The organism is Micromonospora sp. CNZ303 (assembly GCF_004345505.1).
The window spans coordinates 56740-81138 of sequence record NZ_SLVT01000010.1 but is presented as its reverse complement, the minus strand read 5'-3'; the positions used below and the strand labels follow the sequence as shown (position 1 = coordinate 81138).

General features: G+C 71.0%; 17 protein-coding genes and 1 pseudogene. 14 read left to right on the top strand and 4 right to left on the bottom strand.

The annotated features are described in order from the left end of the window. Window positions 1-78 precede the first annotated feature (78 nt). Complete coding sequence (mmsA, locus tag EV374_RS17425; RefSeq protein ID WP_132236635.1) at window positions 79-1617, top strand: multiple monosaccharide ABC transporter ATP-binding protein; 1539 nt, start codon at window positions 79-81, stop codon at window positions 1615-1617. Further along, window positions 1614-2864 carry a multiple monosaccharide ABC transporter permease gene (gene mmsB, locus EV374_RS17420; RefSeq protein ID WP_132236633.1) on the top strand — a complete coding sequence of 417 codons (1251 nt, stop codon included), beginning with the start codon at window positions 1614-1616 and terminating at the stop codon, window positions 2862-2864. The genes mmsA and mmsB overlap by 4 nt, the downstream gene beginning before the upstream one ends. Before the next feature lie 83 nt (window positions 2865-2947). On the opposite strand, the gene EV374_RS17415 is transcribed toward mmsB, so the two are convergent. Continuing rightward, on the bottom strand, window positions 2948-4465 hold the full coding sequence (locus tag EV374_RS17415) for a glycoside hydrolase family 27 protein (protein ID WP_486485825.1): 1518 nt from the start codon (window positions 4463-4465) through the stop codon (window positions 2948-2950). An 842-nt stretch (window positions 4466-5307) separates the two neighbouring features. On the opposite strand from EV374_RS17415, the gene araB reads away from it, so the two are divergent. The 9 genes from araB to EV374_RS17370 all read left to right on the top strand — a co-directional run bounded on the left by araB (window position 5308) and on the right by EV374_RS17370 (window position 17726). Beyond that, window positions 5308-6993, top strand: a complete 1686-nt coding sequence (gene araB / locus EV374_RS17410) for a ribulokinase (protein WP_132236629.1) — start codon at window positions 5308-5310, stop codon at window positions 6991-6993. Further along, entirely contained in the window at window positions 6990-7673 is a 684-nt protein-coding gene (locus tag EV374_RS17405) for an L-ribulose-5-phosphate 4-epimerase (RefSeq protein ID WP_132236627.1), read from the top strand. Before araB ends, EV374_RS17405 begins: the two co-directional genes overlap by 4 nt. Before the next feature lie 88 nt (window positions 7674-7761). Continuing rightward, complete coding sequence (locus EV374_RS17400) at window positions 7762-8754, top strand: ABC transporter substrate-binding protein (RefSeq protein ID WP_132236625.1); 993 nt, start codon at window positions 7762-7764, stop codon at window positions 8752-8754. Window positions 8755-8843: 89 nt separating this feature from the next. After that, window positions 8844-10385: a sugar ABC transporter ATP-binding protein gene (locus EV374_RS17395; RefSeq protein WP_132236623.1), complete on the top strand. Its 1542-nt coding sequence runs from the start codon at window positions 8844-8846 to the stop codon at window positions 10383-10385. Further along, on the top strand, window positions 10382-11452 hold the full coding sequence (locus tag EV374_RS17390; protein WP_132236621.1) for an ABC transporter permease: 1071 nt from the start codon (window positions 10382-10384) through the stop codon (window positions 11450-11452). The genes EV374_RS17395 and EV374_RS17390 overlap by 4 nt, the downstream gene beginning before the upstream one ends. Beyond that, window positions 11449-12441 carry a galactofuranose ABC transporter, permease protein YjfF gene (gene yjfF / locus EV374_RS17385; protein WP_132236619.1) on the top strand — a complete coding sequence of 331 codons (993 nt, stop codon included), beginning with the start codon at window positions 11449-11451 and terminating at the stop codon, window positions 12439-12441. Before EV374_RS17390 ends, yjfF begins: the two co-directional genes overlap by 4 nt. A 26-nt stretch (window positions 12442-12467) precedes the next feature. Then, complete coding sequence (gene araA / locus EV374_RS17380; protein ID WP_132236617.1) at window positions 12468-13970, top strand: L-arabinose isomerase; 1503 nt, start codon at window positions 12468-12470, stop codon at window positions 13968-13970. 366 nt (window positions 13971-14336) lie between these two features. Continuing rightward, window positions 14337-16421 (top strand): RICIN domain-containing protein, encoded by a 2085-nt coding sequence (locus EV374_RS17375; RefSeq protein WP_132236615.1) that lies wholly within the window; start codon window positions 14337-14339, stop codon window positions 16419-16421. Window positions 16422-16733: 312 nt separating this feature from the next. Next, a complete protein-coding gene (locus EV374_RS17370) occupies window positions 16734-17726 on the top strand; it encodes a LacI family DNA-binding transcriptional regulator (RefSeq protein ID WP_207914281.1) in 993 nt (330 codons plus the stop codon). Between the two features lie 28 nt (window positions 17727-17754). Here the strand turns inward: EV374_RS17370 and EV374_RS17365 are convergent, their stop codons facing one another. After that, window positions 17755-20505: a beta-L-arabinofuranosidase domain-containing protein gene (locus tag EV374_RS17365; RefSeq protein WP_132236611.1), complete on the bottom strand. Its 2751-nt coding sequence runs from the start codon at window positions 20503-20505 to the stop codon at window positions 17755-17757. A 29-nt stretch (window positions 20506-20534) separates the two neighbouring features. After that, window positions 20535-20777: an AbfB domain-containing protein gene (locus EV374_RS17360; RefSeq protein WP_132236609.1), complete on the bottom strand. Its 243-nt coding sequence runs from the start codon at window positions 20775-20777 to the stop codon at window positions 20535-20537. Between the two features lie 588 nt (window positions 20778-21365). Between EV374_RS17360 and EV374_RS17355 the strand changes: the two genes are divergently transcribed. From EV374_RS17355 to EV374_RS17345, 3 genes and pseudogenes are all read left to right on the top strand, one after another. Beyond that, entirely contained in the window at window positions 21366-21773 is a 408-nt protein-coding gene (locus tag EV374_RS17355) for a YciI family protein (RefSeq protein ID WP_132236607.1), read from the top strand. A gap of 4 nt (window positions 21774-21777) precedes the next feature. Continuing rightward, window positions 21778-22923 (top strand): DUF6596 domain-containing protein, encoded by a 1146-nt coding sequence (locus EV374_RS17350; RefSeq protein WP_132236605.1) that lies wholly within the window; start codon window positions 21778-21780, stop codon window positions 22921-22923. A gap of 133 nt (window positions 22924-23056) precedes the next feature. Next, window positions 23057-23420, top strand: a pseudogene (locus EV374_RS17345) (VOC family protein); the annotation flags it as partial. A 55-nt stretch (window positions 23421-23475) separates the two neighbouring features. Here EV374_RS17345 and EV374_RS17340 read toward each other — a convergent pair. Then, complete coding sequence (locus tag EV374_RS17340; protein WP_132236603.1) at window positions 23476-24360, bottom strand: 3-hydroxyacyl-CoA dehydrogenase family protein; 885 nt, start codon at window positions 24358-24360, stop codon at window positions 23476-23478. Between the last annotated feature and the right edge of the window lie 39 nt (window positions 24361-24399).

Below are 24399 nucleotides of genomic sequence, written 5' to 3'. Positions count from 1 at the left end.
CGCCGCGGGCCCGGTGGTGGACGACCACCGCCGGGCCCATCGGCACTGCACCTGACGGCCACGAGCAGGACGGTTCCCATGGGCGAGAACATCCTCGAAATGCGTGACATCACGAAGACCTTTCCCGGAGTGGCGGCACTCCAGGACGTCTCGCTCGCCGTGCGACGTGGGGAGATCCACGCGATCTGCGGCGAGAACGGCGCGGGCAAGTCCACCCTGATGAAGGTGCTGTCGGGGGTGTACCCGACCGGCAGCTATGACGGCGAGATCGTCTTCGACGGCGAGCCGGTCCACTTCCGGGGCATCCGGGACAGCGAGTCCCGCGGCATCGTCATCATCCACCAGGAGTTGGCGCTGGTGCCGTACCTGTCGATCGCCGAGAACATCTTTCTCGGCAACGAGCGGCGCGGGCGAAGTGGGCTGATCGACTGGAACCGCACCAATGCCGAGGCCGCCCGCCTGCTGAGGTCGGTGGGGCTGCCCGAGAACCCGGTCACCCCGGTCGCCCAGCTCGGCGTCGGCAAGCAGCAACTGGTGGAGATCGCCAAGGCGTTGTCGAAGAAGGTACGTCTGTTGATCCTGGACGAGCCGACCGCCGCGCTCAACGACGTCGACTCGGCGCACCTGCTGGACCTGATGCGCCGGCTGCGCGGCCAGGGCATCACCTGCATCATGATCTCGCACAAGCTCGGCGAGATCACGTCGATCGCCGACTCGACCACCGTCATCCGCGATGGCCGGACGGTCGAGACCCTCGACATGGCGGACAGCGCGGCCACCCAGGAGCGGATCATCCGCGGCATGGTCGGCCGGGACCTCGCCGCCTTCTACCCGGAGCGTGAGTCGACGCCGGGGGAGGAGGTGCTCCGGATCGAGGACTGGACCGTCCGGCACCCGACCCAGGACCGGCTGGTCGTCGACCGGGCCTGTCTCACCGTCCGTGCCGGCGAGGTCGTCGGCATCGCCGGGCTGATGGGCGCCGGGCGTACGGAGCTGGCGATGAGCGTCTTCGGCCGCTCGTACGGCCGGGACGTCACCGGCCGGCTGTTCGTGCGCGGGCGCGAGGTGCGGGCCCGGACCGTGGCGGAGGCCATCGAGAACGGCATCGCGTACGCGACCGAGGACCGCAAGCGCTACGGCCTCAACCTGATCGACGACGTCCGGGGCAACATCTCGGCCGCCGCGCTGGGCCGGCTCGCCCGCCTCGGCTGGGTGAACGGCAACGAGGAGATCAAGGTCGCCGAGCAGGGCCGGCGCGAGATGAACATCAAGACCCCGAGCGTCATGTCGGTGGTCGGCAAGCTCTCCGGCGGCAACCAGCAGAAGGTCGTCCTGTCGAAGTGGCTCTTCACGGATCCGGACGTGCTGATCCTGGACGAGCCGACCCGGGGGATCGACGTCGGCGCGAAGTTCGAGATCTACACGATCATGAACCGCCTGGTGGCCGACGGGAAGGCCGTCGTCATCATCTCCTCCGAGCTGCCCGAACTGCTCGGCATGTGCGACCGCGTCTACACCCTCGCGGCCGGCCGGATCACCGGCGAACTGCCGGCGGGTGAGGCCACCCAGGAGAACCTCATGGAACTCATGACGAAGGACAAGGATCTCGTCGGATGACCAGCACGAAGCCCCCCACCTCCCCGAAGAGTGGCGCGTCCGACGTGGCCCCCGCCGCGGCCCTGCACGCCGGCACCAGCAGTCCCCGCACGCTGATCCTCGGCAACCTGCGGCAGAGCGGCATCTACATCGCCCTGGTCATGATCGTGGCGTTGTTCGCGGTCCTCACCGACGGCGTCTCCCTCAGCCCGGGCAACATCACCAACATCGTCCTGCAGTACTCGTACATCCTGGTGCTCGCGATCGGCATGGTCATCGTGATCATCGGCGGGCACATCGACCTCTCCGTGGGATCCGTGGTCGCGCTCACCGGCGCGGTCTCGGCCGTACTCGTCATCCGTGAGGGTCTGCCCTGGTGGGTCGGTATCCTTGTCGCGCTCGCGGTGGGCCTCGCGGTGGGCGCGTGGCACGGCCTCTGGGTCGCGTACGCCGGTATCCCCGCCTTCATCGTCACCCTGGCCGGCATGCTCCTGTTCCGCGGGCTCACCCTCCGGGTGCTGGACAACGTCTCACTGTCGCCGTTCCCGGCCGAGTACCAGCAGGTCGCGGCCGGATTCCTCAACGGGCTCCTCGGCGGGCAGGGATTCGACGCGTTCACGCTCCTCATCGGTGTGTTCGCGGTGGCCGGTTACGCGGTGAGCGTCTTCCGGACCCGGCTGGGCCGCATCCGCTACGCGCAGCCCGTGGAGTCGTTCCCCCTGTTCGTCGCGCGGGTGGCGCTGGTCGGCGCGGTGGTCATGTACTTCGCCTGGCAACTGGCCCACGCGCGGGGTCTGCCGATCGTGCTGATCGTCCTGGCCGTGCTGGTGCTCGTCTACGGCCTGCTCACCCGGCGTTCGGTCTTCGGTCGCCAGGTCTACGCGATCGGCGGCAACCTCCCGGCGGCCATGCTGTCCGGTGTCAAGGTGAGGACCGTCAACTTCTGGATCTTCGTCAACATGGGCTTCCTGTCCGCCGTCGCGGGGGTCATCTACTCGTCGCGGTCCAACGGCGCCCAGCCCGCCGCCGGCAACATGTTCGAGTTGGACGCGATCGCCGCGGCCTTCATCGGCGGCGCGGCGGTCACCGGCGGGGTCGGCACCGTCGTCGGCGCCATGGTCGGTGGCCTGATCATGGCGGTGATGAGCAACGGCATGCAGCTCATGGGCGTCGACCAGTCGATCCAGTCGGTGGTGAAGGGCCTGGTGCTCCTCGTCGCCGTGGCGTTCGACGTCTACAACAAGCGCCGCGCCGCGGGCAGCCGCTGAACGGTACGGCCCCCCGGGGCGGCCGGCCGGGTGGGAGCAGGCGCGTCCACCCGGCCGGCCGGACTACGGTCGGTGGCCGTCGGTCACGCCCGGCTCCACCGCTGGTTGGTGTTGCCATGGCAGGACCAGAGGATGACCCTGGTCCCGTTGGCGGTGCCACCGTTGTCGACGTCCAGGCACAGGGACGGGAAACGGACGTTGCTCACCGTGCCGTTGCCGTTGAACGTCCACTGCTGGTTCGTGCCGCCGTTACAGTCCCAGAGCTGCACCCGGGTGCCGTTGGCGGCAGTCGTCGGGACGTCCAGGCACTTGCCGAGAATCCGCAGCGTCTGGCCGCTCTGGGTGATCTGCTGGTTGGGATTGGCGTGGCAGTCCCAGATCAGCGTCCCGGTGCCGTTGGCGGTGTTGGAATTGTCGACGTCGAGGCATCGCCCGGCCGATTCGCTGCGTAGCCGGAACGTGGTGGGGGGCGGCGGGTTGGTGGTGCCGCCGCCGCTGACCCGGTACACCACCGTGCCGTGCGCCGGGACGCTCGCGGAGATCGTTCCGGTGCTGGTGGAGGTGCCGTTGGTCCACGCGTCGCGCAGGGTGAACGAGGTGCCGCTCTTGCCGATCGCCGCCGCCGTCGTGGAGACCGTCGTGGTGGAGCTGCCCTGGTTGAACAGCGCGACCGCGACGTCACCGTTGGCCAGCCGCTTCGCCAGCACGCGCCGGGTGCCGTCGTTCGACACCTGGACCGCCTGGAGCCCGAGCGGGTCCTGGTTGATCGCGACCAGGTTCTGGTTGCGCAGGATGCTCAGCGTCGCCGCGCTGGCCGAGCGCAGGTCGTTGCCCATCATGAGCGGCGCCGCCATGATCGACCAGAGCGCGAAGTGGCTGCGCATCTCGGTGTCGTTCATCCCGCCGTTGCCGACCTCCAGCATGTCCGGGTCGGTGAACCCGCCCGGTGCGGCGTACCCGGCCAGGGGCACGTTGACGTCGACGATGTTCCGGATGCCCATCGGGTAGCCGTTGGTCTGGCCGGTGTCCCACGCGTTGGTGATGTCCTCGGTGGTCCGCCAGAGGTTCGCCACGTCGCTCCAGTTGCGCTGCGGCCCGGTCTTCTCGTGGATGCTGTTCGGGTTGATGCTGTAGACGATCGGCCGGCCGGCGGCGGCCAGCGCGTCCCGCATGATGCCGAACCTGGCGACCTGGTCGTTGATGGTCCCGGTGGGGGAGCACCAGTCGTACTTGAGGTAGTCCACGCCCCAGGCGGCGAACTGCCGGGCGTCCTGGTACTCGTGCCCGAGACTGCCGGTGGAGCCGGGGAAGGCGTCGAAGTACTGCGCACAGGTCTGGTCCAGCGGCGCCTGGTAGAGGCCGAACAGCAGGCCGCGCGAGTGCAGGTAGTCGCCCAGCGCCTTCATCCCGCTCGGGAAGCGCTGCGGATGCGCCTGGAGGTTGCCCTGTGCGTCCCGGTCCGGGTTGAACCAGCAGTCGTCGACGACGACGTACCGGTACCCGAGGTCGCGCAGCCCGTTGGCGACGATCGCGTCGGCCGTCTGGCGGATGAGCGTCTCGTTGATGTTGCAGCCGAACGTGTTCCAGGTGTTCCAACCCATCGGCGGCGTCCGGGCGACGCCGTTGTCCAGCGCCTGTGCCGGACGGGGCGCGACGGCCCCGTCCGCGACGGTCGCCGCGAGGGCCACCGCCAGGATGCCCAGGGCGGCGGCCAGCCATTGTCTCGGTGTGCGCACGTGTTCCTCCTCGGTCGGAGCGGTGAGTGGCGTCGGGTCGGGCGCCGGCGCCGGGATACGGCGAACGAGGGCGCCACGGGCGTGGCCGTGCGATTGGTCGCCCGGCCCTGCCCGCGGGCATCGATGGCATACCTCGGGGCGGGCTCGGCCGGCCCTCGGCCGGCCTCGTGCCGGAATCACGTCGCTCGCCGTCCGTCGTCGCGTTCCCGGTCGGCTCCGGCCCGGTGGCCGCACGGGGACACGCCACGATGAGACGGATGTTATCGCTGACATCCATTGATGTAAATGACTCGTGGCGATGCCGAGTCACCCGCACGACGGTCGGTGGCGGCCCGGGTCGGCTTCGGTCGGGGAGTCTCGCAGCTCAGTGCGCGCACCGAAGTCGGCGTCCCCGGAGGAGCCGACCGTGCTCGCCTGGTGTCGTGCGACCGTGGGAGCGTGGATGAGGGCTCGATGTTCTCGCTAACAATCGTCTGTCCGTCGCCGGGGTCGTGGCGACGGGCGTTACGGTCCCCGGGCACCCGCCGAGCGAGCGCCGGCACCCCGTCCGGGCAGCCGGGAGCGCGGGGATCGTGACCGGGTGTGACACCTCTGGTCCGGGCCACACGCTCCGCCCATCCTTCCGTTACTGAGCTGTTGTCGGCCAACGTCTTGACGGCACTGTATGTGAGCGTTAACACTATGCCGGTCATTGATCGGAGGTGGACATGAGCAGTGTGGACGGTGCGGACGAGCGGTACGTGGTCGGAGTCGACTACGGCACCCTCTCCGGGCGGGCCCTGGTGGTCCGGGTTCGCGATGGTGCCGAGGTCGGGACCGCGGTGCACGAGTACCGCCGCGGCGTGATCGAGACCGTGCTCCCCGACGGCGGCCCGGCACTGCCCCCCGACTGGGCCCTGCAGGACCCGGAGGACTACCGCGACGTCCTACGGCACGCCGTCCCCGCCGCCCTGGCCGACGCCGGTGTGGACCCGTCGCAGGTCATCGGCATCGGCACCGACTTCACCGCCTGCACCGTCCTGCCGACGCTCGCCGACGGCACCCCGCTGTGCGAGGTCCCGGAGCTGCGCCACCGGCCGCACGCCTGGGTGAAGCTGTGGAAGCACCACGCCGCCCAGTCGCACGCCGACCGCATCAACGCGTTGGCCCACGAGCGGCACGAGCCGTGGATCGGCCGCTACGGCGGCAAGATCTCCGCCGAGTGGCAGTTCGCCAAGGGCCTCCAGATCCTCGAGGAGGATCCGGAGGTCTACCGCCGCGCCGAGCGCTTCGTCGAAGCCGCCGACTGGATCGTGTGGCAGTTGTGCGGCGAGGAGACCCGCAACGTCTGCACCGCCGGATACAAGGGCATCCGGCAGGACGGCCGGTACCCGTCGACCGACTACCTGAGCGCCCTCAACCCGGGCTTCGTCGACTTCGTCACCAAGTTGGACGGTCGGCTCCTGCCCCTGGGCGAGCGGGCCGGCGCCCTCAGCGCCCGCGCCGCCGCCTGGACCGGGCTCCCGGCGGGCATCGCGGTCGCGGTCGGCAACGTCGACGCCCACGTCACCGCCGCCGCCGCCCAGGCGCTGGGCCCCGGTCGACTGGTGGCCATCATGGGCACCTCCACCTGCCACGTCCTCAACGGCACCCACCCCGCCGAGGTGCCCGGCATGTGCGGTGTCGTCGACGGCGGCATCAGCGCGGGCGCGTGGGGCTACGAGGCCGGGCAGAGCGGGGTCGGTGACATCTTCGGGTGGTTCGTCAGGCACGCCGCGCCGGCCGGAGTCGCGTCGCACGAGCGGTTGACCGAACTGGCCGCCGGCCAACCGGTCGGGGCCCACGGCCTCATCGCGCTGGACTGGTGGAACGGCAACCGCTCACCGCTGGTCAACCACGACCTCAGCGGCCTGGTCGTCGGGCTGACCCTGGCCACCCGGCCGCAGGACGTCTACCGGGCGCTGCTGGAGTCCACGGCGTTCGGCACCCGGATGATCATCGAGGCCTTCGTCGAGGCCGGGATGCCGGTCACCGACCTGGTCGTCGCCGGTGGTCTCGCCTCGAACCGGCTGCTCATGCAGATCTACGCCGACGTCACCAACCGCCCGCTGGGCATCATCGGCTCCGCCCAGGGACCGGCGCTCGGCTCGGCGATCCACGCGGCCGTCGCCGCCGGGGCTTACCCGGACGTCCACCGGGCCTCGGCGGCGATGGGGCGGGTGGACGAGGGCGTGTACCGGCCGGACCCGGACAACGCGCGGGCGTACGACGCCCTCTACGCCGAGTACCGCGCGCTGCACGACCACTTCGGCCGCGGCGGCAACGACGTCATGCTCCGCCTGCGGGCGATCAGGAACGCGGCCCTGGAAGTGGCCGCGGCGCGGACCGACACGGTACTGGAGGCGATCGGATGAGCACCGACGTGGCGCAGCAGGTGAGCGTCCTGCGGGAGACGGTGGCCCGCCTGCACGGCGAGTTGACCCGGTACGCGCTGGTGGCCTGGACTTCCGGCAACGTCTCGGCGCGGGTACCGGGCCAGGACCTCATGGTGATCAAGCCCAGCGGTGTCGACTACGACGCCCTGACGGCGGACACCATGGTCGTGTGCGACCTGAACGGGACGGTGGTCGACGGGGGCGGCACGCCGTCCAGCGACACCGCCGCGCACGCCTACGTCTACCGGGCCATGCCGGAGGTCGGTGGCGTCGTGCACACGCACAGCAGCTACGCCACCGCCTGGGCGGCGCGGGGCGAGTCCATCCCGTGCTGGTTGACCGCCCAGGCCGACGAGTTCGGCGGGGAGATCCCGGTGGGGCCGTTCGCGCTGATCGGTGGTGACGACATCGGCAAGGGGATCGTCAGCACCCTGTCCGGGCACCGCTCGCCCGCGGTGCTCATGCGCAACCACGGGGTCTTCACCATCGGCAGGGACGCCCGCGCGGCGGTCAAGGCCGCGGTGATGTGCGAGGACGTCGCCCGCACCGCGCACCTGGCACGGGCGCTCGGGCAGCCGCTGCCGATGACGCAGGCCGACATCAGCTCACTGCACGACCGGTACCAGAACGTCTACGGCCAACGCCCGGCATCCGGCTGACCGGGAACGGCCCTTCCCGTACCAACCTCACCACCACACCGGGACACGCGCGCGCCACGTGTCCGGACCACCCCACCGAGGAGAACCGATGAGAACCAGGAGAACGGCACGCACCCTGCTCGCAGTCGTCGCCACCGTGCTGCTCACGGGCAGCGTGGCGGCCTGCGGCAACAGCGACACCGGCGGCGGCTCCGCCGACGACGGCAAGATCACGCTGGGCTTCTCGCAGGTCGGCGCGGAGAGCGGCTGGCGGACGGCGAACACCACCTCGATCAAGGAGGCCGCCGCCGCGGCGGGGATCGAGCTGAAGTTCGACGACGCGCAGCAGAAGCAGGAGAACCAGATCAAGGCGATCCGGAACTTCATCCAGCAGAAGGTCGACGTCATCGCCTTCTCGCCGGTGGTGGAGTCCGGCTGGGACACCGTGCTCAAGGAGGCCAAGGACGCCGGCATCCCGGTGATCCTGACCGACCGCTCCGTCGACTCGGCCGACAAGTCGCTCTACAAGACCTTCCTCGGCTCGGACTTCGTCAAGGAGGGCCGGCTGGCCGGCGAGTGGCTGGTGGAGCAGACCAAGAGCGCCAGCGGGCCGGTGAACGTCGTCGAGTTGCAGGGCACCACCGGCTCGGCGCCGGCCAACGACCGCAAGGAGGGCTTCGCCAAGGCGATCGCCGCCAACCCGAACCTGAAGGTCGTCGCCTCCCAGTCGGGCGACTTCAAGCGGGCCGACGGCAAGCAGGTCATGGAGCAGTTCCTCAAGGCCAACCCGAAGATCGACGTGCTCTTCGCGCACAACGACGACATGGGTCTGGGCGCGCTGGAGGCGATCACCGCGGCCGGCAAGGTGCCCGGCAAGGACATCACCATCATCACCATCGACGCGGTGAAGGACGGCATGCAGGCCCTCGCGGACGGCAAGTTCAACTTCATCGCCGAGTGCAGCCCGCTGCTCGGCCCGCAGCTGATGGACCTGGCGAAAAAGGTCCACGCCGGCGAGGAGGTCCCGGCCCGGATCGAGACCGAGGAGACCACCTTCACCCAGGAGCAGGCCAAGGAGGCACTGCCCAACCGCAAGTACTGACCGACGCCGGGGTCGCCGTCCGCGGACGGCGACCCCGGTCCGTCGCTCGCGCCTGTCCTACCGACACCATGCAGAAGAGGTCCGATGGGATGACGGATAGCCGTCCGGTCCTGACCATGACCGGGATCAGCAAGACCTTCCCCGGGGTACGCGCGCTCCACGACGTCGACTTCCGCCTGTTCCCGGGCGAGGTCCACGCCCTGATGGGCGAGAACGGAGCCGGCAAGTCGACCCTGATCAAGGTGTTGACCGGCGTCCACGCCCTCGACGAGGGCACCGTCGTCCTCGACGGCGAGCAGGTCGCCTTCAGCGGCCCGATGCAGGCGTCTGCCTCCGGGGTGAGCACCGTCTACCAGGAGGTCAACCTCTGCACCAACCTGTCCGTGGCGGAGAACATCTTCATCGGCCGGGAGCCCCGTCGTCTCGGCGCGATCCGCTGGGGCGAGATGCGCCGGCGGGCGCGGGCACTCCTGGCCCGGCTGGACCTCGACATCGACGTCTCCGCGCAGCTCGGCACGTACTCCCTGGCGGTGCAGCAGATGGTCGCCATCGCCCGGGCGATCGACGTACGGGCCCGGGTGCTGATCCTCGACGAGCCGACCTCCAGCCTGGACGCCGGTGAGGTCGCGCAGCTGTTCCGGATCATGCGGCAGCTGCGCGACGAGGGCATCGGCATCCTGTTCGTGACGCACTTCCTCGATCAGGTCTACGGCATCGCCGACCGCATCACGGTGCTGCGCAACGGCACCCTGGTGGGGGAGTACCGGACGGAGGAGCTGCCCCAGCTCAGCCTCGTCGAGAAGATGATCGGCAAGGAGCTCGACGTCCTGGAGCGCCTCGACGAGCAGCAGAAGCGGACCGCCGCCGTGCGGTCCGACGAGGCCCCGCTGGTGGACGCGTCGGAGCTGGGCCGCAAGGGCGCGGTCGCCCCCTTCAGCCTGCGGATCCACGCCGGCGAGGTGGTCGGGCTCGCCGGCCTGCTCGGCTCCGGCCGCACCGAGGTGGCGCGGCTGCTGTTCGGCGCCGACCGCGCCGATCACGGCACGGTCGTCGTCGACGGCGGCGGGACGCAGGTGCGTAACCCGGTCCAGGCCATCGACCGCGGCGTCGGGTTCTGCTCCGAGAACCGCCGCGCGGAGGGCGTCGTCCCCGAGCTGTCGGTGCGGGAGAACATGATCCTCGCGATGCAGGCGGCACGCGGTTGGCTGCGGCCGATCCCCCGCCGCCGGCAGGACGAGCTGGTCGAGAAGTACATCAAGGCGCTCAGCATCCGGCCGGCGAACCCGGATCTGCCGGTGCGCAACCTCTCCGGCGGCAACCAGCAGAAGGTGCTCCTGGCCCGCTGGCTCATCACCGAGCCGCGCCTGCTGATCCTCGACGAGCCCACCCGGGGGATCGACGTCGGCGCGAAGGCCGAGATCCAGAAGCTGGTGGTCCAACTCTCCGACGACGGCATGGCGGTGCTGTTCATCTCCGCCGAGCTGGAGGAGGTGCTGCGGCTGAGCCACCGCGTCGCCGTGATGCGTGACCGGACGATGGTCGCCCAACTCGACAACGACGACACCCTCGACGCCGACCGCGTCATGCGGACCATCGCCAGCGGCACCACCGGCGCGGAGGTGGTCCGGTGAACGCCGTCGCCGACCGCCTCCGCCCGCTGACCGGCCACCGCCTGTTCTGGCCGGCGCTCGTGCTGGTGGTCATGATTCTGGCCAACACGATCTACCGGCCCGGCTTCCTCTCCATCGAGGTCAAGAACGGGCACCTCTACGGCACCCCGGTCGACATCCTCCGGCTGAGCGCACCGCTGATGCTGGTGGCGCTGGGCATGACCCTCGTCATCGCCACCGGCGGCATCGACCTCTCCGTCGGATCGCTCTGTGCCATCAGCGGCGCCATCGCCTGCCTCCACATCAGCGGGGCGCCCGACCAGAACAGCCCGGCGACCGTGCTCACGGCGCTCGCGCTGGCCTTCGGCGCCGCGCTCGCGCTCGGCGCCTGGAACGGGGTGCTGGTCGCCGTCATCGGCATCCAGCCCATCATCGCCACGCTGATCCTCATGGTGGCCGGCCGGGGGCTCGCGCAACTGGTCACCGAGGGCCAGATCATCACGATCAACTCCGGGCCGTACCGGGCGATCGGGCTCGGGCACTTCCTGACCCTGCCGCTGGCCGTCTTCATCGCCCTCGCGGCGGCCCTGCTCATCGCCGCGTTCACCCGGCGTACCGCGCTCGGCCTGATCGTCGAGTCGGTCGGCGGCAACGCCGAGGCGAGCCGGCTGGCCGGCATCCGGTCCAGCCGCGTCGTCTTCCTCGTGTACGTGGTCAGCGCCGCCTGCGCCGCGATCGCCGGGTTCATGATGACGGCGAACGTGTCCAGCGCCGACGGCAACGCCGCCGGCCTCTGGGTGGAACTCGACGCGATCCTCGCGGTGGTCATCGGCGGCACCGCACTCGCCGGTGGCCGGTTCTCCCTCGGCGGCACCATCCTCGGCGCACTGATCATCCAGACCCTCACCACCTCGGTGTACGCCATGAACATCTCGCCGCAGACGGCCCTGCTGTTCAAGGCGGTCGTCGTCATCGCCGTCTGCCTCATCCAGGCGCCGGCGTTCCGCGCCAGGTTCAGCCGCCGCCGCAGCGGAACCACCCCCGGGCCCACGGCGCTGCGGCGGGAGAAGGAGCAGGTGCCGGCATGAGCAGCACGTCACTGACCACCGGCCGCGCCTGGCGACCCGGGGTGCCCCGGCGGCACGTCCCGGTCCTGGCCACCCTCGCCCTGCTGCTGGTCATGTACGGCGTCGGCGTGTCCCAGTACCGGGCGTTCTCCAACGTCCAGGTCGTCTTCAACGTCTTCATCGACAACGGCTTCCTGCTGGTCGTCGCGGTCGGCATGACCTTCGTGATCCTCACCGGCGGCATCGACCTGTCGGTCGGCTCCGTCGTCGCGATGACCGCCATGGTGTCGGCGTCGCTGCTCCAGGACGGGTTGCCCGCAGCCCTGGTGCTGGTCGTCGCGCTGCTGATCGGCCCGACGCTCGGGTTCCTGATGGGCTGTGCGATCCACTTCTTCGAGATCCAGCCGTTCATCGTCACCCTCGCCGGCATGTTCTTCGCCCGGGGCATGTGCACGTTCATCAGCGACGCGTCCATCCCCATCACCGACGGCTTCTGGACGGCCGTCTCCCAGGAGCGCATCGGCGACCCGCGCGGCAACTTCGTGTCGATCATCGTGCTGATCGCGTTCGTGGTGGTGCTGGTCGCCGCGTACGTGCTGGCGTACACCCGTTTCGGCCGCACCGTGTACGCGATCGGCGGCAACCCCCAGTCGGCGCTGCTGATGGGCCTGCCGGTGGGGCGTACCCGGATCGCCGTCTACACGGTCAGCGGGTTGTGCTCGGCCATCGGCGGCATCCTGCTGTCGTTCTACACGCTCTCCGGCGCGCCGCTGATCGCCATCGGCATGGAGCTGGACGTGATCGCGGCCGTCGTCATCGGCGGCACCGTGCTCACCGGCGGGTCCGGCTACGTCTTCGGCACCGTGCTGGGCGTGCTGGTGCTGGGCGTGATCCAGACCCTGATCACCTTCGACGGGAGCCTCAACTCCTGGTGGACGAGGATCGTGATCGGTGGCCTGCTCTTCGCCTTCATCCTCCTCCAGCGCCTCATCGGCATCCGCTTCAAGTGACCGCCCATCTCGCGGAAGGCAACTGCATGGCAACGCACCCCCAACCCGAGGTCTGGTTCCTCACCGGAAGCCAGGGCCTGTACGGCGAGGACACCCTCCGGCAGGTCGCCGAGCAGTCCCGGCAGATCGCCGCGCAGCTCGACGACTCGCCGGGGATCCCGGTCCGGGTGGTCTGGAAGCCGGTCCTGACCTCCAGCGCCGACATCCTCAAGGCATGTCGGGACGCCGCCGCGCAGGGTGTGGTCGGGGTGATCGCCTGGATGCACACCTTCTCGCCGGCCAAGATGTGGATCGCCGGCCTGGACGCGCTGCGGACGCCGCTGCTGCACCTGCACACCCAGGCCAACGTCCTGCTGCCCTGGGACGAGATCGACATGGACTTCATGAACCTGAACCAGGCCGCGCACGGCGACCGCGAGTTCGGCTTCATCCAGACCCGGCTCGGCGTCGCCCGCAAGACCGTCGCCGGGCACGTCAGCGACGCCCGGGTGACCGCCCGGATCGGCGCCTGGGCCCGGGCCGCGCTCGGTTACTCGGCGATGCGGTCGCTGCGGCTGGCGCGCTTCGGCGACAACATGCGCGACGTCGCCGTGACCGAGGGCGACAAGGTCGAGGCGGAGCTGCGCTTCGGCGTCTCGGTCAACACCTACGGCGTCAACGACCTCGTCGCGGTCGTCGACCAGGTGGCCGACGCGCAGATCGACGACCTGGTCAAGGAGTACGACGACACCTTCCGGGTCGACCCGCAGCTGCGGCCGGGCGGGGCGCGCCACGACTCGCTGCGCTACGCCGCGCGCCTCGAACTGGGCCTGCGCGCGTTCCTCGACGAGGGCGGCTTCCGGGCCTTCACCACCAACTTCGAGGACCTCGGCGGTCTGCGCCAACTGCCCGGCATCGCCGTGCAGCGACTCATGGCCGACGGCTACGGCTTCGGCGGCGAGGGCGACTGGAAGACCTCGGTGCTGGTGCACACGCTCAAGTCGATGGCGGTCGGCGTCGAGGGTGGGACGTCCTTCATGGAGGACTACACCTACGACCTCACGCCGGGCGACGAGCTGGTGCTCGGTGCCCACATGCTCGAGGTCTGCCCGACGATCGCCGGTGACACCCCGAAGGTCGAGGTCCACCCGTTGAGCATCGGCGGCCGCGAGGACCCCGTCAGGCTGGTGTTCGACGCCGCGCCCGGCCCGGCGGTGGTGCTCGGCCTCGCGGACATGGGGGAGCGCTTCCGCCTGGTGGCCAACGAGGTCGACGTGGTGGCGCCGCCGCACCCGCTGCGCCGGCTGCCGGTCGCCCGGGCCGTGTGGCGGCCCCGCCCGCACCTGGCCGGCTCGGCGGAGGCCTGGATCACCGCCGGCGCCCCGCACCACACCGTGCTGTCCCAGGCGGTGGGCGTGGAGGAGCTGCACGACCTGGCCGAGATGGTACGCACCGAGCTGGTCGTCATCGACGAGCACACCGAGCCACGCCGCTTCGCCAACGAGATCCGGTGGAACCAGGCCTACTACCGCCTCGCCCGGGGGTTCTGACCCGCGCAGGAGGACAGCCACCGGCGCGCCCCCGACCCTGGCCCGCCGGTCGATTCCGTCGGTGGTCCCGGGGGCCCTCCCGTGCCGGGAGGGCCCCGTCGGCGTTCCGGTCGCTGTCCCGCCTCATGCGTGACGTCTTGACGAACGTCATGTTATCGCTCACAGTCGATGGATGGGGCGATCGGCCTCCAAGGGCACGCCGGCCGAAGAACTCCTTGCCGGGATCGTGCGAGGCTGCGCGTCATGACGGCAGTGCGTGTCTGTGAGCGATCACATCCAGGATGGATGCCCGCCGCGGTGGCCGCAGGTGCCCGGGTCGCGCTCTCCGACGGATGACGATCCTGTCAACGATCTCGAAGGAGGATCATGGTTGCCATTGGTGGGCCCTCGCGGGCTGTGCCCCGACGGCGTGGTTGGTTGTCGAGGGTCTCGGCCGCGGTGGTCGCGGTGCTCGCGGCGAGCGGGCTCGTCGCGGTGTCTCCGGGGCCGGCTTCGGCGGCGACGGTGGACACCAGCGCGTGGTACGTGTTGGTGAACCGCAACAGCGGCAAGGTGCTGGACCTGTACAACGGGGCCACGAACGACGGGGCGCGGATCACGCAGTGGTCGCGCAACAACGGCAACGGGCAGCAGTGGCAGTTCGTCGACTCCGGCGGCGGGTACTACCGGTTGAAGTCCCGCCACTCGGGCAAGGTGCTCGACGTCTACAACTTCTCCACGGCCAACGGCGCCAGCATCGTGCAGTGGAGCGACGGCAACGGGACGAACCAGCAGTTCCGGCTGGCGGACTCAGCCGACGGGTACGTGCGGTTGATCAACCGGAACTCGAACAAGGTGGTCGAGGTGCAGAACGCCTCCACCGCTGACGGCGGCAACATCGTGCAGTACGACGACTTCAACGGCAGCCATCAGCAGTGGCAGTTGGTCCGCGTCGGCGACAGCGGCAACCCCGGCGGCACCTTCACCAACCCGGTCGTCTGGCAGGACTTCGCCGACGTCGACATCATCCGGGTCGGCGACGTCTACTACATGTCGGCCTCCACCATGCACTACTCGCCCGGTGCCCCCGTGCTGCGGTCGTGGGACCTGGTGAACTGGGAGTTCGCCGGGCACTCGGTGCCCCGGCTGGACTTCGGCACGAAGTACGACCTGGCCAACGGCGGCCACGGGTACGTCGACGGCATCTGGGCCTCCACGCTGAACTACCGGCCGAGCAACCGCACCTTCTACTGGGCCGGCTGCATCGACTTCGCCCAGACGCACATCTACACCGCGTCCGCCGTCGACGGCACGTGGAGCCGCCACACCACCATCCCCAACTGCTACTACGACGCCGGGATGCTGGTCGACGACAACGACACCATGTACGTCGCGTACGGCAACGGCACGATCAGCGTGGCCCAGTTGTCGCCGGACGGACGCACCCAGGTGCGGGCCCAGCAGGTGTACCAGACACCGTCGAGCATCGGCACGCTGGAGGGAGCGCGCTTCTACAAGCGCAACGGTGCCTACTACATCTGGCTCACCCGCCCGGCCAACGGCCAGTACGTGCTGAAGTCGACAAACGGCCCGTTCGGCCCGTACGAGCAGCGACAGGTGCTGCTCAACATGCCGGGCCCGATCTCCGGCGGTGGGGTGCCGCACCAGGGCGGACTGGTGCAGACCCAGAACGGCGGCTGGTACTACATGGCGTTCACCGACGCGTACCCCGGTGGCCGGATGCCGACGCTGGCCCCCATCACCTGGACCAGCGACGGTTGGCCCCAGGTGCAGACGGTCAACGGCTCCTGGGGCGTCAACTACCCCAACCCGCTGCCGTCGCGTCCGGTCAAGCCGCTCACCGGGACCGACACCTTCCCCGGCACCACCCTCGGCGTCCAGTACGAGTGGAACCACAACCCGGACAACAGCCGGTGGTCGGTGAACAACGGGCTGCGCCTGCAGACCGCGACGGTGACCAACGACCTCTACCGGGCGCGCAACACGGTGACCCACCGGATCCAGGGTCCGACCTCGACGGGCACCATCGAACTGGACTACTCCACGATGCGCGACGGCGACCGGACCGGGCTGGCGATGCTGCGCGACACCTCGGCGTGGATCGGCGTCAAGCGCGACAACGGGGCCACGCGGGTGGTCATGACCAACGGCCTGACCATGGGTACCGACAACTGGAACACCACCGGCACCGGCACCGAGATCGCCAGCGCACCGGTGGCCGGCGGGCGGATCTGGTTGCGCGCCAACGCCGACATCCGGCCCGGCTCGGGTCGCCAGGCGAGGTTCTCGTACAGCACCGACGGGGTCACGTTCGTCCCGCTGGGCAACACCCTGACCCTCAACAACGCCTGGCAGTTCTTCATGGGATACCGGTTCGGCATCTTCAACTACGCCACCCAGTCGTTGGGCGGTCAGGTGACGGTGCGCCGGTTCACCCTGACCACACCATGACACCGGCCACCGTTCCCCGGCGTACGAGAGCCTGAGGATCGTACGGCGAATGCTCCGGGGCGGGGTGCGGGGAACCATCGGAAACCGTCCCCGCCCCGGGGCGCGCGCCGCTGGTAGTCCCGTCCGGTGCGCCGGCTCAGCCGCACCCTGGCCGACAGGACAACTGGCGTAGACTGTCGGCGTTTCCACCGGTCACCCGGCACACGTCGCCGTGGCGGAGGCAGCAACACGATGGCCGCTCCCGTCGACGTCGACGTGTGCGGTCGTCGACGGGCAGGCGGGGGAAGTGAGGTGGCCGTGCGCAGTCCCGCGATGACGGACGTGGCTCGCCTCGCCGGCGTCTCGCACCAGACGGTGTCCCGGGTCCTCAACGGGCACCCCAACGTGCGCGAGCAGACCCGGCTGCGCGTCCAGGCGGCCATCGCCGAACTCGGCTACCGGCCCAACCGGGCCGCGCGGGCGCTGGTCACCGGCCGGTCCCAGGTGATCGGCGTGGTCGCGCAGAACACCACCCTCTTCGGCCCGGCGTCGCTGCTGACCGCGCTGGAACAGGCGGCCGCCGAGGCGGGCTTCGCGGTCAGCGTCGGCAGCGTCAGCGACCTCGACGACCAGTCGATCTCGGCGGCGGTGGAGCGGCACCTCGCGCACCGGGTCGCCGGCATCGTGGTGATCGCGCCGGTCGAGTCGGCCGGCGAAGCGCTCGAACGGCTCCCGAAGGACGTGCCGCTGGTCACCGTCGACGGCGACCCGCGCCGCCCGGTGCCCCTGGTCACGGTCGACCAGGTCGCCGGTGCCCGCGCCGCCACGCAGCACCTCCTCGACGCCGGGCACCGGACGGTCTGGCACGTCTCCGGGCCGCCGGACTGGTTCGACAGCGCCGGCCGGATCGAGGGGTGGCGGGAGGCCCTGCGGTCGGCGGGCGTCGAGGCGCCGCCGTTGATCCCGGCGGACTGGTCCGCGGCGGCCGGCTACCGGTGCGGGCAGATGCTCGCCCGGATACCGGAGGTCACCGCGGTGTTCACCGCCAACGACCACCTGGCGCTGGGCGTGCTGCGGGCGTTGCACGAGCACGGCCGGCGGGTGCCGGACGACATCAGCGTGGTCGGCTTCGACGACGTGCCCGAGGCGGCGTACTTCATCCCGCCGCTGACCACCGTGCGGCCCGACTTCGCCGCGGTCGCCCGGGCGAGCCTGGACCTGCTGCTCGCCCAGATCGAGTCGTCGCAGGTCGTCGGCCCGCTGCGACAGACGGTCGCGCCCTCCCTGGTCTCCCGTCGCAGCGTCGGAGCGCCGCCGCGCCGTTAGGGCCGGGTGGAGGGGCTCGCGACGCGGCTCAGACGAACCGCCAACGCTGGTCGGCGGCCCCGCTGTCGGTGCCGAGGACGATCTGCGCGCCCTGGCTGCCGGAGCCGCCGCTCACCCCGAGGACCCGGCCGCCGTTGGCGCACTGGACGCGGAAGTAGCCGTTGCCGCCGTACCGCAACCGCCACCGGTGGTCGTTCGCGCCGTTGTCGGCCCACTGCACGATCCGGGCGCCGGCGGCGCTGGCGCCGCCCTCGACCCCGAGCACCTTGCCGCTGTGCGAGTTGCGCAGCCGCAGATAGCCGCCGGTGTCCACGATCGCGGTCCACAGGTGGTCGGCGGTGCCGGTGTCGCCCCACTGGAGGACGAGGCCGCCGTCGGCGGTGGACATGTCCCGCACCCCGAGCACGAGCCCGCTGGCGAGGTTCTGGATCCGGCGGGCGCCGTTGGGCACGAACCGCCACTGGTTGTCCAGGCTGCCGTTGTCCTGGTCCTGCACCGCCTGGGCGCCCTGGACGGTGGCGGCGCCGGAGATGGCGAGCAGCTTGCCGGTGTGCGCGTTGCGCAGCTTGTGCGTGCCGTCGCCCACGTCGACGGGCGTCCAGTCGTGGTCGGCGGTGCCGTTGTCGGCCCACTGGAGGACGCGCGCGTTGTCGGCGGTGGACATGTTCTCCACGCCGAGCACCTTGCCGCTGTGGACGTTGCGCAGCCGGACCGTCGACCCGCCGGGCAGGAGCTGCCAGTCGTGGTCGGCGGTGCCGGTGTCGCCCCACTGGAGGGCGAGGCCGCCGTCGGCGGTGGACATGTCCCGGATGCCGAGCACCAGGCCGCTGGCCGCGTTGACCAGGCGGAAGCTCGCGGCGCCGCCGTTGTTGCCGGCGACGCTCCAGTAGACGGTGTAGTTGTGCCCGTGCGCGTCGTGGAACGGCCCGAGGGCGACCGTGGCGCCGTTGGCGACGGCGGTGAACGCGAGGGCGCTGGTGCTGGTCCGCGTGATGGAACCGGTGTTCAGCGCGGGCAGCCCGCTCAGGGCGGTGTTGCCGTAGTTGCCGGACAGCACCACCGGGCCGTACGTGACGGCCTGCACCGCGGCGTTGTCGTTGGCGGCGGACATGACGACCCGCATCGGCAGCCGGACCGTGACCACGTCGCCGGAGGCCCAGGAGCGGGTGAGACTGGCGTAACTGCCGGGGGTCGCGGCGATGGTCTGCGGCGTGCCGTTGACGCTGACGCTGGCGCCGCTGGTCCATCCGGGGATCCGGATCCGCATCGTCCACGCTCCGCCGGCCGGGCCGGTCACGGTCAGGGTGGTGGTGTCGCTGACCGGGTACGAGGTGCTCTGGGTGACCGTGATCCCGCGCTGGGTCCAGGTGAGTACCGATGGCATGAACAGGTTCACCGTCAACGTGGTGCCGTCGTGGAAGTAGATGGAGTCCGCCAGCGTGGTGTTGGTTTCCAGACCGGTGCCCTGGCAGCACCAGAACGAGTCGTAGTCGGTGCTCCAGGTGCCCCCGCCCCACGCCGGACCGACCCCCCGCCGGCCGCCCGGGTTCAGCGGCGTGAAGTAGGTGACGTGGCCGTGGTCGTCGGCCGGGTTCTGCTGGCCGATCATGTGGTTGAGCAGCGCCCGCTCGTAGAAGTCGAAGTAGGCGGCCCGGTTCGGGTCCAGCAGCCACAGCTCCCGGGTCAGCTTCAGCATGTTGTAGGTGTTGCAGGCCTCGCAGGTGTCGGTGCGCAGGTACCCGGCGATGGCGTCGGGGGAGCGGAAGTGCTCGGCCTGGCTGTTGCCGCCGATCACGTAGCTGTGCGCGTCGACGGTGATGTTCCACGCGTTGCTGGCGATGTCCCGGTACCGGGTGGTGCCGGTGGCCTTGAACTCCCGGGCCGCGCCGATCCACTTCGGCACCTGCGTGTTGGCGTGCAGCCCGTTGAGCTGGTCGGAGTTGGCGGCGAGGGGGTTGAACACGGCGTCGTGGTCGAACCGCTGGGCGGTGGTGAGCCACCGGGCGGTGCCGGTCTGCTGGTACAGGTCGGTCAGGACCGCGTTCATGCCGCCGAACTCGGTGCCCAGCATGGCCTGCGTCTGGGCGGTGGTGAGCCGGGCGGTGCGCCAGTCGACCCAGCCGGCAAGTGCCAGCAGCACGTCGCGGGCCTGGGTGTTGCCGATGAGGCGCCAGACGTCGAGCAGCCCGGCGAGTGTCTTGTGGACGCAGTAGTACGGGACGTTGCCGTTGCTCAGCGTGCGCGCCTCCAGCGCGGTGAAGTCGGACTCCGGGAAGCCGGACAGGTATCCGGCGTTGAATCCGGCGGCGGCGTTGTTGGCCTGGCACTTGGCCAGCTCCGCCACCATGCGGTTGGCCTTGTCCCGGCAGGTGGCGTCCCCGAGCACCGCCCAGGCGTGGGCCCAGGCGGTCAGGAAGTGCCCCTGCATGTGGGTGCGGAACGGAAACGTCGGGGCGTCCCAGCCGCCGGTCGGCGCGGCGCCGGCAGTGGAGAGGCGATGGTTGGCGCGGAAGTTGTAGAGCAGCCGGTCGACGTCGACGAACCGCAGGTAGGTCAGCGTGCGGCTCTGGTTCTCCTGCCAGCGGCTCGCCGACAGCCGGACCTGGCCGGGCTCGAAGGCGTAGGCGGAGACGCCGATGTCGGACCGGGCCGGGGGTAGGGCGGCGCTCGCCGCGCCGCCGCCGGCGACGGCGCCGAGGACGGGCCCGCCGGTGGTGGCGACGGCGACCACGCCGGCGGACCTGAGCAGGAGTCGACGGTTGAGGAAGGGAGTGGGCATCGGGGCCTCCGGGTGGGGTGGTCGGGGTGCTAGGACGTGAGCCGGAAGGTGGCGTCCTGCCGGTCGGTGAGGCTGGAGGAGGCGGTCAGCGGGTCGATGCGCAGCAGGTAGCCGGAGTGCCGGAGGTAGCGGTCCGGGAAGTTGTGGGAGCGCAACGACGTCCACGAGGAGTCGGCCAGGCCCGGCGTGCGGGGGGCGATCGTCAGGCCGGCGACGGTGGCCGCGCCGGTGGCGACCGCACCGAGGGTGAAGCCTCGTCGGGTCAGGGCCATGGGGGTGACCTTTCTCGATGGTGGCGGGGGAGCGGCGGTTGGTGGGCCGGCGCCGCGGAAGCCCTTACGTCCCGGTTCTTTCGGGTGCTGGTCGTGGGCCGGCCGAGTCAGGGCGGGCCAGCCGTCGGCGGGTGGTCCGGCCGGCCGAAGGGCCCGGCGGCACGCGGTCGCCGGGGCGGGCGTGACGTGGGGGAAGAGGTGCGGGACGGGTGGTGCGTGCCACGGGCGCGGCGGTCGGAACGGCCGCGCGACCGTCCAGACAAGCCATGGGGCAACGTCGATGTTATCGATAACATAGTTTCCGCGGGGCGCCCGCGCAAGACTCCTCCCGACCCGGGAAGCCGAGCCCTGCCCGCCGGTCGCCCGCCCGCCCGCGGTGTGGATCCGGGTCGCCCGCGGGCAACGGGCCGGCACCGGAGCGCGCGGGGCAGGAGCCGACGCACACCGGATCTCGCGAGCGCTCCGGACCCGGGTACGAGATCGACCCGGAAATGTCCGGACGGCGATGTCGAGAACCCGGGACCGGCTCCGTCCCCGTGGTGGACGCGATCAGAATGGGTTCGCACCCGCACCGAGAGGGGAAACACGATGGCCAAGTACCTGCTGCTTAAGCACTACCGGGGCGCACCGGCCGGGGTCAACGACGTACCCATGGACCAGTGGACGCCGGAGGAGATCTCGGCGCACATGCAGTACATGCAGGACTTCGCGACCCGGCTCGAGGGAACCGGCGAGTTCGTCGACGGTCAGGCGCTCGCCCCCGAGGGGACGTTCGTCCGGTACGACGGTGAGGGGCGCCCGCCGGTCACCGACGGCCCGTTCGCCGAGACCAAGGACCTGATCGCTGGCTGGATGGTGATCGACGTCGACAGCTACGAGCGCGCCGTCGAACTGGCCGGGGAGCTGTCGGCCGCCCCCGGGGCGGGCGGGAAGCCGATCCACGAGTGGCTCGAGCTGCGCCCGTTCCTGACCGCGCCGCCCACCATCACGGAGTGACCTGATGCAGGAGGCCCTGCTCCGGAGCCTCACCCCCGGCGTGCTCGGGATCCTCGTCCGCCGCGGAGCCGACTTCGCGGCGGCCGAGGACGCCGTACAGGATGCGCTGGTCGAGGCGGTCCGCACCTGGCCGGCCGACCCGCCGCGCGACCCGAAGGCCTGGCTGGTCACGGTGGCCTGGCGGCGGTTCCTCGACGCGACCCGGGCGGACGCCGCCCGCCGCCGGCGCGAGGACCTCGTCGACGAGGAGCCCGCGCCCGGGCCCACGCCCACGGTGGACGACACGCTCCAGCTCTACTTCCTGTGCGCCCACCCGTCGCTGACGCCGGCGTCGGCGGTCGCGCTCACGCTGCGTGCCGTCGGCGGGCTGACCACCCGCCAGATCGCCCAGGCGTACCTGGTGCCCGAGGCGACCATGGCGCAACGCATCAGCCGGGCCAAGCGCACCGTCTCCGGCGTGCGGTTCAATCAGCCCGGCGACGTCGCGACCGTCCTGCGCGTCCTGTACCTGGTCTTCAACGAGGGCTACTCCGGCGATGTCGACCTCGCCGCCGAGGCCATCCGGCTCACCCGGCAGCTCGCGGCCGCGATCGACCACCCCGAGGTGGCGGGGCTGCTCGCCCTCATGCTGTTGCACCACGCCCGGCGCGCCGCCCGGACCGCGCCCGACGGCAGCCTGGTGCCGCTCGCCGAGCAGGACCGCGGCCGGTGGGACACCACCTCGATCGCCGAGGGCGTCGAGATCCTGCAGGCCGCCCTCGCCCGCGACCGGCTGGGCGAGTTCCAGGCCCAGGCAGCCGTCGCGGCGCTGCACGCCGACGCGCCCACCGCCGGGGAGACCGACTGGGTGCAAATCGTCGAGTGGTACGACGAACTCGTGCGCCTGACCGACAGTCCGGTCGTCCGGCTCAACCGCGCGGTGGCCGTCGGCGAGGCCGACGGGCCGCGCGCCGGCCTGGCGGCGCTCGTGGCGCTGGACGACTCGCTGCCCCGCCACGCGGCGGTGGCGGCGTACCTCCACGAGCGCGACGGTGACCTGGCGACGGCGGCACGGCTGTACGCCGAAGCGGCCCGGAGGGCGCCCAACCTCGCCGAACGAGACCACCTGACGCGCCAGGCCGCCCGGCTCAACGCCCGCAGGCGCCCCTGATCGGCCCAGGCCTTCACGGAACCATTGTCCTAGGACGCTCTAGGGGGTGTGCGCCAGCCGGCACCGGAATGCCGCACCGGACGGTCGCCCAGTGGGACGCCACCGTCGGCTCGGCGGCCCTGGCATTGCCGGCGTGGCGACGCGGCTGGTGCAGATCAACATGAAGGCCCGGGACGACTCCGCGCTTGGCGGTTTCTGGGCGGAGGCGCTCGGCTGGGAAGTCTCCAGCGAGGGCCCCGGCGTGACCAACCTCGAACCCGAGGGCTTCGTCTACCCCGACCCCGTCGCGGTCTGCATCGACCTCATCGTCTCCCCGGAACCCAAGACGGTGAAGAACCGCGTGCACGTCGACCTCGCCACCACCTCGGCAGCCCACCAGGCGGCGGTGGTGGTTTACGCGCCTGAAGGATCTCGGTGCGACACCCGCCGACGTGGGCCAGGGCGACGTCCCGTGGACGGTCATGTCCGACCCGGAGGGCAACGAGTTCTGCGTCCTCACCCCAGGCTGACCTGGCCAGCCGTGCGGGTGCTGGGCGCGGAGCTCGGCGGTGGTCAGGTGGCGGCGGTCGCGGCCGGCTGCGGGTACTGGTGGAAACCGCTGCCGCTCTTACGCCCGTACCGGCCCGCGTCCACGAGTTCCCGCAGTGTGCGTCCGGGCCGGAAGCGGGGGTCGCCGGTGCACTCGAGCAGCACCAGGAGCGTGTCGACGACGGTGTCCAGGCCGATCAGGTCGGCGGTACGCAGCGGACCCGTAGCGTGGCCGAGGCACTCCTGGAAGACCCGGTCGACGGTCGCGGCGTCGGCGGTGCCCTGGCCGACGACCTCGGCGGCCTCGTTCACGGTGAGCATCAACACGCGGTTGATCACGAAGCCCGGCCCGTCGGCGACCACGATGCCGGTCTTGCCGATCGCGGCGAGCAGGTCGAGGGTGCGCTGGAGGGTGTCCGCGCTGGTCCGCGGCGCCCGCACCACCTCGACGGTGTCCCTGAGGGGCGCGGGGTTCATGAAGTGCGTCCCGACCACCCGGTCCGGCCGGCGGGTGCTGGCGGCGAGCCGGTCGATGGGGATGGCGGAGGTGACCGACGCGAGCACCGTCGACGGTGGACAGACGGCGTCCAGCTCGCCGAAGATCCGTTCCTTGAGCGGGATGCGTTCCGGCGCGCACTCGATCACGTACCCGGCCCGGTCGAGCCCGGCGGTCCGGTCGGCCCAGCTGATCCGCTCGATCACCCGGGCCACCGGCTCGGCCGCGCGGTGCGGGGCCAGCAGCCGGGTCTGCCGCAGCCCGGTACGCAGCCGGTCCACCGCCGCCGCCACCCCGGTCGTCGACCCGACCGCCGGGTCGACCACGACCACGTCGTACCCGCCCTCGGCCAGGCACTGGGCGATGCCGAGCCCCATCGTGCCGGCGCCGACCACCCCGACGGTTCCGCTCATGCAAGCCCCTCGTTCCGTCTGATGATCCGTCCGCTGTGC